This is a genomic window from Candidatus Pantoea rara (genome assembly GCF_051136265.1).
Classification (GTDB): Bacteria; Pseudomonadota; Gammaproteobacteria; order Enterobacterales; family Enterobacteriaceae; genus Pantoea; species Pantoea rara.
Genome location: NZ_CP194943.1, coordinates 140,058 through 151,559 on the forward strand (window position 1 = coordinate 140,058; position 11,502 = coordinate 151,559).

An 11,502-nucleotide genomic window follows, 5' to 3' on the forward strand; every position below is an offset into this window, starting at 1 on the left:
TTCAGTGTAACAGGGATATCCCGCGCCGGTGTACAACGCGGGATTCGGGTCAGGACAAATCCAGCGATCGGCGTCCGTTAAGATTGAGATCCTGCAGCGTAAAACGCTGGTCCCACTCTGTTTCATAATCTTCCGGTGGAAAATCTCCTGGCGAACGTCCGTGCTCCAGCGCCTGTGCAACCCGCCGGGCATAGGTGCGATTTTTGTCGCACATCGGCGCAGCGGGGATATACATTACATTGCCCCAGCCCTGCTGATCCTCCACCGGCGCTACAGCGTGGATCACATCACAATGCCACCATACCGAATCGCCCGCCTCTAAGGCAGGTATCGAACAGAGTCCGGCCATCAGGTGTGGATGCCACTGCTCATTGACGGGTAATACCCGACCCGGTGCGACGCCGCACAGTTCATCTTCTGGCACATCTGAAAGCAGCGGACGCAACAGAACATAAGCCATCGCCTGCGGCACAGGCACCACATGCAGCAGCCCCTGACCTGGGATCATGTCGGACATTGCGGTCCAGCCCTGAAAAGTGCGGAATACGGAACATTTGGTGGTACCCGGCAGATCGTATTCATCCACTTCGGTGCGGTATGCCGCATCCCAGGGATCGTAAGCGGCAAAATCACCGTGAAAAAGCTTACTGAAAACCTGCTGATACGCGGGGAGTAACCAGCGTTCCAGCGCGCCAGAATCAGTGTGGGCGCCCAATCCTTTTGAGGTCGTGCCCGGCAAGCGGCGACGGATACGATCGGGATAGATAACGCTGATATCCGGATTGAACCACTGCTTACCCTGAGATTCAAACGTCCATAACCGGTTCAGAAAGGATTGCGCATCAGCCATTGCCGCGCTCTGCCGTGCCTGCATTTGCGCCTGCGACCAGTAAACGGGATAGATTTCGGGGCGGGAGGCGGCCAGCGATCCAAAGAAGTCATCGCCAGGGCCGCGATACTGTTCGTCAAACCGGTTGTGATCGAGATAGTCGAGCATTGACTTATCCCATGCCAGCGCCTGCTCACGCGCGAAATGCTGCTTAATTACCACACAGCCGCGACGTTTAATCCGCGCCCGGGTTCCATCCGAAACCCTTCCTGCTGCAATGTCCTGCATTGGCACCCTCGGCCAGGCGCTGCCCGTGCGCTTTTCATCTGCTTTTGCTTCAGCAATCGCGGCTGTGATGTTGTCGCACACCTGTTGAAACAGCGTATCGACATCACCGATTTGCTGGCGTAACTGCTTTTTCATCGCGCGGATTGCAGCTTTAACGTCGTCGGGTAATGGGGTAGATCGGGTTTCATCACGCATCACATGCTCCTCAATATTCGGGTTGAGTTACGAATGTAATTAAAATAACCTTCATTCGTAATTTGCGATTGAGGCTAACATTTTTTTAACGGAGAAAAACGTGCGTGATAACACAACTTCTGAACCGGAACGCTCTGAAAGCCGTTAGCAAAGTCACTATTTGCATTCTCATTAATCCACACAGCGAGTAAGCTTTATGAATCAAATCAATCAGCCGAAAGGACAGAACGGCGAACGTAAAGGGGCAGGCGAGATGGCGGTTAAGATGATTGCGGTGGATATGGACGGCACCTTTCTGGACGACAATAAGCAGTACAACGTTCAGCGGTTTTTACGTCAGTATGCGCTGCTGAAGCAGAAGGGCATCCGTTTTGTGGTGGCCAGTGGTAATCAGTATTACCAGTTACAGCGCTATTTTCCCGATATCAAAGATGAGATCGCTTTCGTGGCGGAAAATGGCGCATGGGTCTCTGACTGCAACGAAGAGATTTTCTGCGGCGAGTTAGCGCAGGAGAAGGTGCATAAGATCCTCGATATTCTGGCGCATGAGCCTGACATCGCGGTGGTGGTCTGTGGACGCAATGGCGCGTATATGCCTTCATCCACCTCTGACGAGGTGATGGCGATGCTTGCTAACCACTATCACCGGCTTGAAAAACGCGATGACCTCTATGCCATCGACGACACCATTTTCAAATTCTCGCTGAAGCTGGAGAATGAAGGTGTAGAAGCACTGCTGCAAAGACTGCATTCCAGCCTGGGCGAACTGGAGAACATCATGCATCCGGTTTCCAGCGGGTTTGGCTTTATCGATCTGATTATCCCCGGCTGCCATAAAGCACATGGTATTGCGCTGCTGCAGGAAAAATGGGGTATCAGCGACTGCGAAGTACTGGCGATTGGTGACAGCGCCAATGACATCGAGATGCTGCGTCAGGCCTGCTTTAGCTTCTCAATGGCGAATGCTGCTGATGCTGTAGCCGCCGTGGCGCGCTATCAGACTCAGAGCAACAATGACGAAGGTGCGCTGAATGTGATTGCGCGCGTGCTGGCGCGCGAATTCCCGTTCGATTAACCTCTTTAACGTCAACACGGGCGGTTCTACCCGTTACTCTCGTGATGGCTGCGCGCGTGATTTTCCATTTCATCCAGCGCAGCCTGATTCTCCAGACCCCACTCATACATCAGTTCAATCGGCTCTGCGAAGGTATGACCGAGTGCCGTGAGGCTGTATTCCACTTTTGGCGGCACCACCTGCCAGACCCGTCGCGACACCAGTCCGCGCTGCTCCAGCTCCCGCAGCGTCTGAATCAGCATTTTCTTTGAAATGCCCTGCAGCCTGCGCTCAAGTTCGCCCGTGCGTGCCCTGTTATCTGGCCAGTGATAGAGCGCATGCAGCACCATCGTGCTCCATTTCACTGAAAAAAGTTCCAGCAGTCGGCGCGGCGGTGAGTCCGCATAAAAGCACAGTTTTCCTTCAACCCAGACCGGCATAATCATACACCCTTTTTCATGGTAACCAAAAGGTAACTACTACCAAATGAGTTTCCGTGTGTCTATAGTTGGCCGCTTTCTTTACGACCATCAGGTGATAAGAGGCAACAGATGAAAATTAACGCGCTGGTAGCATTCCACTCAGATCAACCGCTAAAGGCCGGCCAGATTGAGCTACGTGACATGCAGGCTGACGATGTCAAAATCGAAATCCTTTTCTGTGGCGTCTGTCATTCTGACCTTCACATGGCGCGCAATGAATGGGGCGTCAGCCGCTATCCCCTGGTTCCGGGGCATGAGATTGTTGGAAACGTCGTTGCAGTGGGTGACAATGTCACTAAGTTTTCAGTCGGTGATACGGTAGGTGTTGGTGTAATGGTCGACTCCTGCCGCGAATGCCACTTCTGCAGGCATCATCAAGAGCAATATTGTGAGGCGGGTTTCACGCCAACCTACAACGGCACTGATAAATACACGGGTAACACAACCTCTGGCGGCTATGCGCAGCATGTTATTGCCGACCAGCATTTCGTGGTTACGGTACCCGACAATCTGGCGCTGAACGCGGTAGCTCCACTGCTGTGCGCTGGCGTCACTGTCTGGTCACCGTTGCAGCACTTCAATATCAAAGCGGGCGATCGTGTAGGTGTGGTGGGTCTTGGCGGGCTGGGTCACATGGCAGTCAGGCTGGCCAGCGCGATGGGCGCAGAAGTTACCCTGTTTACGACCTCTCCGGCGAAAGGGGTGGATGCACGCCGTCTTGGCGCTGAACATGTAGTGATCTCGCGCGACGCTGCACAAATGGCAAGGTGTCAGGCATCGCTGGATATCATTCTGGACTGTGTCTCTGCACCGCACGACCTCGATCCCTATCTCAACGCGCTGAAAACCAACGGCCAGCTGGTACTGGTTGGGATCCCCGATCAGCCGCATCCATCACCGAATGTCACACCAATGGTGTTTCGCCGCCTGAGCATTACGGGCACCTCAATTGGCAGTATTCAGGAAACGCAGCAGATGCTCAACTTCTGTGGTCAGCACAACATCACAGCTGACGTAGAGATGATCTTGGGGGATGAGGTGGAAACGGCTTTTGAGCGTATGCTGACCAGTGATGTGAAATATCGTTTTGTCATCGATATGCAGAAAACCCGCTGGTAAGTCATTGACCCGCTGTGAAAGCGGGTCTATTTCCTCCCTGCAGCAGGTCTGAACAGAGAAAGGCAGATGAGAGGCTTATAGTTACAACATACATTTATCTGCTAACATCATTGCCTGTTGAAGCCTCGGTACTCAATCGGTCTTGCAGCAAAATCCGGGCAAAAAAATACCCGGTTTAATGACCGGGTATCTGTTTAACCTTATAAAGATGCCAGTTAATCCTGCTCTTTATCCGCGTCACGCTTTACTGTTTGATCCTGCTCAACCACATGAATAAAAGGTTTAAGCAGCTGAATGTCCAGGATCACATACACCATAGTGCTAATGAACAGAGAAATCACACTGCCAAACACGCCGCTGGTGGTAAAGGTCAGATAATTGTAAATCACCAGCCAGGTCACGCAGATAAACAGCGAAAGCGAAATGGAAAGATTGGGAACAGAGTAATTGCTGGTGCCACCGCCCTGGGTGTGTGTCGCTTTGAACAGGTTTCCGATGGAGTATTTCTCCAGCACCAGAATACTCTTTTCCCAGTTGCGCTGTTTCCGCGCACTGGCACGGGTCAGAAAAAGATAAAGGATGGAGATGAAGAAACCGGAGAAGGCGATGAGTACCGGTATGGCTTCCAGCGCATAGGCAATACTCTTATGTGCCGTGCCGGCGGCGCTGAGATCAAGCGTCAGTGAGGCGCCCAGTGCAGCATACAGAAAGAGAAACAGCAGCAGAAAGGTCAGGCTACGTTTCCAGTCGCCATCGGCCTCTAATCCTTTTTGCTGAATGGCCAGCTGCAGCGATTGCTGAATCTGTTGAGCTTCATGTGAGCCTGTTTCAATGGTGTGGCATGGCGCGGCAAAGAAGTTGTGCATAAACAGCTCATCTTCTTTGTGAATGGTTATTTTCATCAGAAACCTGTATTCGGGGAATTTTCTTTATTCTAATCAGCACGCGATGAATTAACAGTAACTTTGGCTAAACCGGCGGCCCCACACCGGCTTACCGGGATATCAGGCTCAGCAGACTGCTTATTACTGAATCAGTTGCAAAGGAGTGTGCGGCATTCTCTTCTTCATAACGCATCTGTTGATAGCGCAGCAGGGCGGCATCCGCGTTATCGGCATGCACCTCGTGCCACACTTTCTTATAACCCTCGGAAGTTAACGCGTCTTGCTGATCCTGCCGCACTATGTTCACGGCTTTGAGTGTGTGATCCTTCTGAAACAGGCGATAGTCTGGCATGGTTATTTCTCCACAGGATTATCCAGCGCTTTAAACTGTCTGATGGCTTCATTAATATTATTCGTATCGACAGTCGCAATGCATCGATCACCGTTAAAAACATCATATCGGGTATTGTGCAGCTGAAACAGCAGATCCCTGCCGCGAAAGTGTATACGTTTTTGTTTCACGCCAATCCCATGCCGCCGTAATAATGCCTGTGACAGGCGATCGGTCTCTTTTATCATTCCTTCAGCTCCTCGGCAGTACGTGGTCACTGCCAGTAAACCTGATAAACATTAGTTTTATATTAAGAGATAACCCTGCTTTTAGCAGGGTTTAAGCGTGAGTTTCAGAAGAATTACCCGGTGGGTGGGCTGTAGAAACTATCATGCGATCTGATTAATGCCATTCGCTGCGTTAACGGACCGCAAATGCGGTACACTTGCCCGGATAACTCGCCACAGGACACGCCGCTATGAACGATAAAAAGATGATTTCCATTGATCAGTTCAACGCTGATGAACGACTGGCCGTCGAGCAAACCTATAAGGGCCTGGCGGAGAAGTACCGTCAACGAACCGGTAAAGAGCCCGATAGTAAGAAAGATAAAGAATTTAATAGCGAAGCGCGTCAGATCGTTATGACCAGTAAAATGGAGAAGGAAAGAGCGCTGGCAGAAAAGGCGAAGAAAAAACCGCTGCGCAAAAAGAAACCTTCTTCACTGACCGCCAGTGAAGTCAGCGATTTCAACTGGTCGGCTTCAATCGTTAAAGGCCGCAGATAATCCACAACCGCGTGCCATGCAATGGCGCGCGGCCTGTTTTCCCCGCTGGTTTCGTTTCAGGCCTGCCACTAACGGCTATAATTTGCGAGAATTTTAAGCTGCAATAAGAATATTCTGCAAAATACTAACCCTGCTCCATCATTTGCCGATAAACTGCCATAACCTTTAGCTGCTTCAGTACGCATATGAATTATTACACACACGATGATGTTCAACTGAAGCAGCGCTCAAAGCGATTTGTGCGTCGCATGTTTATGATGCGCCAACTGGGCACTTTTCTCTGTTTTCTGCCTATTTTGTCCGTTCTGATGGAGATGGGTAAAAGCCCGGAACTCTGTGCTCTGCTGTTTACTAATGCCTTTGCCTGGCCTTATGCAGCCTACAGACTGGCATTGCAGTCGCGCGATCCCACAGGATTTGAGCGTAAGAATCTGACGCTGGATGCGGCTTTTGGCGGTTTCTGGGTGGCCTCCATGGCGTTGAGTCCGCTCCCCTCGATTATTATCATGGCGGTGCTAATCTCCGATCGTTATTCGGCGGGAGGCTGGGTCCAGCTTAAGTCCGCATTGCAGGCCTTTCTGTTAGCTTTCGTGCTGGTGTGGCTGGCGGAAAGGGCAACCCTATTACTGACCTTTAGTACCCGTACCGTCTGGCTGACACTACCGCTTGCAAGCGTATATCTACTGGCATTAAGTATCGTTTCGCACAATCTGACCCTGACTCTGCGCAAAAAGAACCGCGAACTCGAACGCATTGCGCTGATGGATCCCGGTCTGAAGATTCCAAATCGTCGTCTGTTTGAGCGGCGGCTTGAAAGTGAATTTTTGCGGACGCAGCGAGGTGAGGGTAAAGCCTGGTTAATGCTCCTGGATGTCGATCACTTCAAACAGGTTAACGACACCTTCGGGCATGAAGCGGGTGACTTTTTACTGTCAGAAATCTCGGCACTGCTGCGAGACAGCGTCGGCCTGAAGGATATTCCTGCCCGTTTTGGCGGTGACGAATTATGTGTGATTGTACGGGACGCGGATGAACCCAGCATCCTGTTGCTGGCAGAAAAGATTAAACAGGGGATTGCCCTGTTGCGGTTGCCAGCGTCATCCACCTTTCAGTGTTCGGTGAGTATCGGCATTGCACCAGCGAGTGATGCATCATCAATTCATGAGTGGCTAAGATGCGCTGATGAGGCGCTTTATCAGGTCAAGCGCGCCGGACGCAACAATGTTCAGGTGTGGCATGCCGGTACGCGGGAAACGCTGAGTGAAGTCAGCAGCAAACAGAGAATCTAGCCTGAGACAGCATCTCAGGCTGAAGGGTTAAATCGCCGGGTAGTCGCCGGTGCCTTCAGGCCACGGCGTCAGCAAATCAAAACCCTTTTCGGTGACGGCGATGGTATGTTCCCATTGCGCAGAAAGCGAACGGTCTTTGGTCACGACCATCCAGCCATCTGACAGCACGCTGGTCCCGGCTTTACCGGCGTTAATCATCGGTTCGATGGTGAAAATCATCCCCGCCTTTAGCGGCATGCCTTCGCCCGGCGTGCCGTAGTGCAGCACCTGCGGATCGGTGTGGTAAATCTCACCGACGCCGTGACCGCAATACTCCCTCACCACAGAGAAGCCAGCGCCTTCCGCTACACGCTGAATCGCCGCGCCCACATCGCCCAGCGTTGCGCCAGGACGGACGGTTTTAATGCCTGCGACCATTGACTGATAGGTGATCTCAACCAGACGTTTGGCGCGAACCGACGGCGTGCCGACAAAGTACATCCGGCTGGTATCGCCGTACCAGCCATCTTTAATAATCGCCACATCGATATTGACGATATCGCCATCCTTGAGCTTCTTGCTGGCCGGAATACCGTGGCACACTACATGATTGACCGACGTGCAGGTGGTGCGGGTATAGCCGTGATAACCGATGTTAGCGGGCGTCACCTTAAGTTCATTCACAATGAAGTCGTGGCAGATATCATCCAGCTCTTCAGTCGTAATGCCAGGGCGGACGTGAGGGGTGATCATTGCCAGCACCTGAGCCGCAGCCTGTCCGGCTGCCCGCGCCATTTCAATCTCCGCGGCGGTATGAATTTTAACGGTGTTCATGACACGTCTCCTTGTGTAGTGAGGCTCTCTTTAGGGAGCATATTGCGGATGTCAGCGCTGCCTTCCAGTTCGAGCCGGATCAGCATCTGCGCCAGTTGGTGTTGAGTTTTCTGTGGATACAGTTCAGCCAGCATGCCAAGCTTAAGCCAGTGTTCTGCCTGCGAATTAATTGAGCGGCTCATCGCCTGACTGGCGATGCGCAGATTCTCATGCATCAGGTCGGAGATTTTTACGATACCCATGTGAGCCTTATATAAAACGTATATGTTTTGTATATATTAACGCCAGCGGGGTGGTTTGAAAAGAGGTGAAATTGTTGCCTGGCTGAAAGGCGGTATAGCGCTTTCACCTGCAGCCATGCATTTGTTGAAAACAGAAAGACTTACACGTCACAGAGAAGTTCATTTGGCCGGGTAACAGTGATGCAAGCCTCAACAAACCACACTGAGCGATGCGATGTTCGAATGAGACAGTTGTGTATGTGCTGGCGGGGAGTGAGTAAATCCATCGTCTGCTGCATGGCTATACATCATAGACGCTTAAACCAGCCTGGAGTGAGCGATCAACATGGCGATCTCTGGCGTCATAGGTTCCGGGGCCGACTGCTTAAACGTGAAGTGCAGATGTACACTGTGAACCATCATGCGTCATACGTTGTCAGCTGCAGACTGCAAATTCTTACGTCGGTACGCACTCCATTCTGGCCAGCAACGTTCAGGATTGATATCAAAATAACCGCGGCATTCAGCCATAGCGAAAGCAACGTCACCCGGCACTTCAATACAGATAGCATTATCCCGGATGTGGCTGACTTCTGCCTCTGTAAGCGGGCTGCCTTTCTCATTCTCATTTTTCATCAGTAATGGGATAAGCGCGGGTATGTAAACAATGCTCATTAGCCATTTCCTTTAATGCTTAAAGTCCAGATTGCCAGGGAGAAATCAGCATGTGGCCTCTCCGTTATGTTGCAAATACCGTTCCGGACGTTTCTGCTTCCTGTAATATATTGATTCATAGTCGTTCCAGTGCCGCGAGGCTTCTAAATAAATTGATGTTGTCCTTACAGACAGTCAGGGCAGAGCGCCATTTATGACTTCTCCCGTTTTATTCTTATTCACTAGTCATATTTTCGACAAGCATCGGGATATCTTCAGCCATATATGCAATATTTTTCAGATTGACTTAAGTTATTAACGACACGCTGTTTATGCACAACATCCGTAATTTGACTTACCGGGACTGAAGACCGATGAAATTATTGATATCGCATCGCTACTATGCTGGTCAGGTGAGATATTTACGTCGTGATCGGCGCGTGTAAGGCGATTATTATCAGATATAGCCTTTTCTAAAACCAAATTCAGGAGGTTCTTTTGCAGCCAGACGCTATGCGGTTGTTTATACGTCCAGTCACGCCAGCAGATGTCGATGATCTTTTCAGAATCTATGGCGATCCAGCGACCAACACGTTTAATCCAGCGGGTCCGCATCCGGATATTCATCATTCCTAGGATATTTTGTCCCGCGCGATTAGCCACTGGGAATCGCATGGTTTTGGCAGTTGGGCTATCCTGCTCCGGGACCATCCTGACAGAGTCATCGGTTTTGGCGGATTGAGTATCAAAAAATTTGCCGATATCACCATCAACAATCTGGGTTATCGCTTTTCTACTGATTCCTGGGGGAAAGGTCTGGCGACGGAGTTTGCGAACTATGCGGTCGGTTACGGATTCAATGAATTAACACTCCCTGAGATATCTGCAGTCGTGAGAGCGAATCACCTGGCTTCACAAAAAGTTCTCGTCAAAGCGGGACTAAGGCATATCAGGGATATTCATGATGTCGAAAACGCGCCCGCCAGCATGCTGTTTAGCCTGAAGCGGGATGAGTGGCACCATGGAGAAGGGTGAGGCACTCCCGTCAATTTTTGCCATTGCTTTCACGGTTGCTCAGTTTGACACCAAACACGCAGAAACCCAGTAAATCCTTTGCTTCATCTTCCACTCGCGTCACCATGACAAGATCGGACGAACCGTCAGGCAGCACCACCTCATAAGGAGGATAGGGAAGTCCTTTTTTACGGAACGCCTGCAACCAGAGTAACTTGTCAGCCTGAGACGGTATCACCTCATAAATATATTTATGGATAACATCCTGCGGGGCCCAGCCGACCCTTTCCGCAAATGTGTCGCTTGCATCAACAATCATTAACTCTGGATTAAGAAAGCAAATGGAGGTGCCTGGAACAGCATACATTGATGATATCTGATGCGCTCGCTGATCGAGAGAAAGTCTCGCATCCCGCTGGATGAACCCCTTGTCATTGGCCGTCGTTAGCAGCTGGCAGCTTTCTGCAGCTGATACCGGCCGTCCAAAAAGATAACCCTGCGCATACAGACAGCCAATGCCCCGTAACATTTCAGCCTGCTCCACTGTTTCAACCCCTTCAGCAATGACATCCATATCAAGGCTTCTGCCCAGACCGACCACGCTGGAAATAATTTTCCGGCTGTCTTTTTTGTCCAGCATGGACCGGATAAAGCTGCTATCAATTTTAAGTGTGTTTACTGGTAATTGAATCAGCCACGCAAGGCTGGAATAGCCTGTACCAAAGTCATCCATCGCGATCGTACAGCCCATCTCTGATAAGGCTTCAATTTCGGTCCGGGCGGATTTTATGTCATTTAGCAGGGCCGTTTCGGTAATCTCAATCTTTAACCTGGCCAGATCAAACTGAGATTTAAGGGCCGTTTTCCTGATGGTTTCAGTAAGATACCTGCCGTTAAGCTGAGATGGGGAAACATTCATTGATAAAAATTGATGGTCCGGCCACGCCGCCGCCGCTTTAAACCCCTGGACCATAAGACTGAACATCAGTTCGTCAAGCAGGCCTGCTCGCTCCATAGCCGGAATGAAATTTGCCGGAGGCGTGATCGACCCTTTGGGCGAAATGTGTCGCGCAAGCATTTCAAACCCCATCACGCGCAGATCTTCCAAAGAGACTATCGGCTGGAAAAACGGATGAAATTCTCCTCTTTTTATACGCTGCTGCAAAAGTTCGCGCGGCTCGCCATTTCTTACGCCATGTTTCATTTTATTCCTGTTACGACCTGATTTTCTGAGGGTTAACAGACAATCCTTCAGGTCTTATGCGTGGTAATATTCAGCAACATCAGTTGAGCTTAATTATTTTATATTGTGTCAGTAAAGCTATTCAGGAGAACACTGTTTCACGGGGTGGATATATTAAGACTCCCTTAACTTAGATGGGTCATTAACAATTCAAAGTCAGTACAGTTATATTATAACTCTGACACAGAATACAATTTTATCATTATCGGCTAAGGCTCATTTTTCATTAGATCGCAATAGCAGGACCGTTAGTAAAATATCGCTCGGCATTATGGCATTCGTTTAGCCTTTCTGTGGTC

The 11,502-nt window shown here is 50.4% G+C and carries 13 protein-coding genes and 1 pseudogene; 5 read left to right on the forward strand and 9 right to left on the reverse strand.

The window, feature by feature from the left end; genetic code table 11:
* Nucleotides 1–49: 49 nt before the first annotated feature.
* The gene (locus ACR8BF_RS19125; protein ID WP_434746148.1) at nucleotides 50–1,312 is read right to left on the reverse strand and encodes a DUF1479 domain-containing protein; all 1,263 of its coding nucleotides are present in this window, start codon (nucleotides 1,310–1,312) and stop codon (nucleotides 50–52) included.
* A gap of 253 nt (nucleotides 1,313–1,565) precedes the next feature.
* Between ACR8BF_RS19125 and ACR8BF_RS19130 the strand changes: the two genes are divergently transcribed.
* The gene (locus tag ACR8BF_RS19130) at nucleotides 1,566–2,387 is read left to right on the forward strand and encodes a Cof-type HAD-IIB family hydrolase (RefSeq protein WP_434746206.1); all 822 of its coding nucleotides are present in this window, start codon (nucleotides 1,566–1,568) and stop codon (nucleotides 2,385–2,387) included.
* Between the two features lie 26 nt (nucleotides 2,388–2,413).
* Here the strand turns inward: ACR8BF_RS19130 and ACR8BF_RS19135 are convergent, their stop codons facing one another.
* The gene (locus ACR8BF_RS19135) at nucleotides 2,414–2,806 is read right to left on the reverse strand and encodes a winged helix-turn-helix transcriptional regulator (RefSeq protein ID WP_434746149.1); all 393 of its coding nucleotides are present in this window, start codon (nucleotides 2,804–2,806) and stop codon (nucleotides 2,414–2,416) included.
* A gap of 111 nt (nucleotides 2,807–2,917) precedes the next feature.
* Between ACR8BF_RS19135 and ACR8BF_RS19140 the strand changes: the two genes are divergently transcribed.
* A complete protein-coding gene (locus ACR8BF_RS19140) occupies nucleotides 2,918–3,967 on the forward strand; it encodes an NAD(P)-dependent alcohol dehydrogenase (RefSeq protein ID WP_434746150.1) in 1,050 nt (349 codons plus the stop codon).
* A 215-nt stretch (nucleotides 3,968–4,182) separates the two neighbouring features.
* Here the strand turns inward: ACR8BF_RS19140 and ACR8BF_RS19145 are convergent, their stop codons facing one another.
* The 3 genes from ACR8BF_RS19145 to ACR8BF_RS19155 form a co-directional block, all read right to left on the reverse strand.
* Nucleotides 4,183–4,869, reverse strand: a complete 687-nt coding sequence (locus ACR8BF_RS19145) for a RipA family octameric membrane protein (RefSeq protein ID WP_434746151.1) — start codon at nucleotides 4,867–4,869, stop codon at nucleotides 4,183–4,185.
* Nucleotides 4,870–4,960: 91 nt separating this feature from the next.
* Nucleotides 4,961–5,203, reverse strand: a complete 243-nt coding sequence (locus ACR8BF_RS19150; protein WP_434746152.1) for a hypothetical protein — start codon at nucleotides 5,201–5,203, stop codon at nucleotides 4,961–4,963.
* Nucleotides 5,204–5,205: 2 nt separating this feature from the next.
* Complete coding sequence (locus tag ACR8BF_RS19155) at nucleotides 5,206–5,430, reverse strand: hypothetical protein (RefSeq protein ID WP_179898235.1); 225 nt, start codon at nucleotides 5,428–5,430, stop codon at nucleotides 5,206–5,208.
* A gap of 230 nt (nucleotides 5,431–5,660) precedes the next feature.
* Here ACR8BF_RS19155 and ACR8BF_RS19160 point away from each other — a divergent pair, with 230 nt between their 5' ends.
* Both ACR8BF_RS19160 and ACR8BF_RS19165 read left to right on the forward strand, forming a co-directional pair.
* Nucleotides 5,661–5,969 carry a hypothetical protein gene (locus ACR8BF_RS19160; RefSeq protein ID WP_179898236.1) on the forward strand — a complete coding sequence of 103 codons (309 nt, stop codon included), beginning with the start codon at nucleotides 5,661–5,663 and terminating at the stop codon, nucleotides 5,967–5,969.
* 185 nt (nucleotides 5,970–6,154) lie between these two features.
* Nucleotides 6,155–7,258, forward strand: a complete 1,104-nt coding sequence (locus ACR8BF_RS19165; protein ID WP_179898237.1) for a sensor domain-containing diguanylate cyclase — start codon at nucleotides 6,155–6,157, stop codon at nucleotides 7,256–7,258.
* 27 nt (nucleotides 7,259–7,285) lie between these two features.
* Here the strand turns inward: ACR8BF_RS19165 and map are convergent, their stop codons facing one another.
* The 3 genes from map to ACR8BF_RS19180 form a co-directional block, all read right to left on the reverse strand.
* A complete protein-coding gene (gene map / locus ACR8BF_RS19170) occupies nucleotides 7,286–8,071 on the reverse strand; it encodes a type I methionyl aminopeptidase (protein ID WP_434746153.1) in 786 nt (261 codons plus the stop codon).
* A complete protein-coding gene (locus ACR8BF_RS19175; RefSeq protein WP_179898239.1) occupies nucleotides 8,068–8,313 on the reverse strand; it encodes a ParD-like family protein in 246 nt (81 codons plus the stop codon). The genes map and ACR8BF_RS19175 overlap by 4 nt, the downstream gene beginning before the upstream one ends.
* A 405-nt stretch (nucleotides 8,314–8,718) precedes the next feature.
* A complete protein-coding gene (locus tag ACR8BF_RS19180; protein ID WP_292986159.1) occupies nucleotides 8,719–8,967 on the reverse strand; it encodes a hypothetical protein in 249 nt (82 codons plus the stop codon).
* A gap of 492 nt (nucleotides 8,968–9,459) precedes the next feature.
* Between ACR8BF_RS19180 and ACR8BF_RS19185 the strand changes: the two are divergent.
* Nucleotides 9,460–9,981 (forward strand): annotated as a pseudogene (locus tag ACR8BF_RS19185) (GNAT family N-acetyltransferase).
* 10 nt (nucleotides 9,982–9,991) lie between these two features.
* On the opposite strand, the gene ACR8BF_RS19190 reads toward ACR8BF_RS19185, so the two are convergent.
* Complete coding sequence (locus ACR8BF_RS19190; RefSeq protein ID WP_434746154.1) at nucleotides 9,992–11,164, reverse strand: EAL domain-containing protein; 1,173 nt, start codon at nucleotides 11,162–11,164, stop codon at nucleotides 9,992–9,994.
* Between the last annotated feature and the right edge of the window lie 338 nt (nucleotides 11,165–11,502).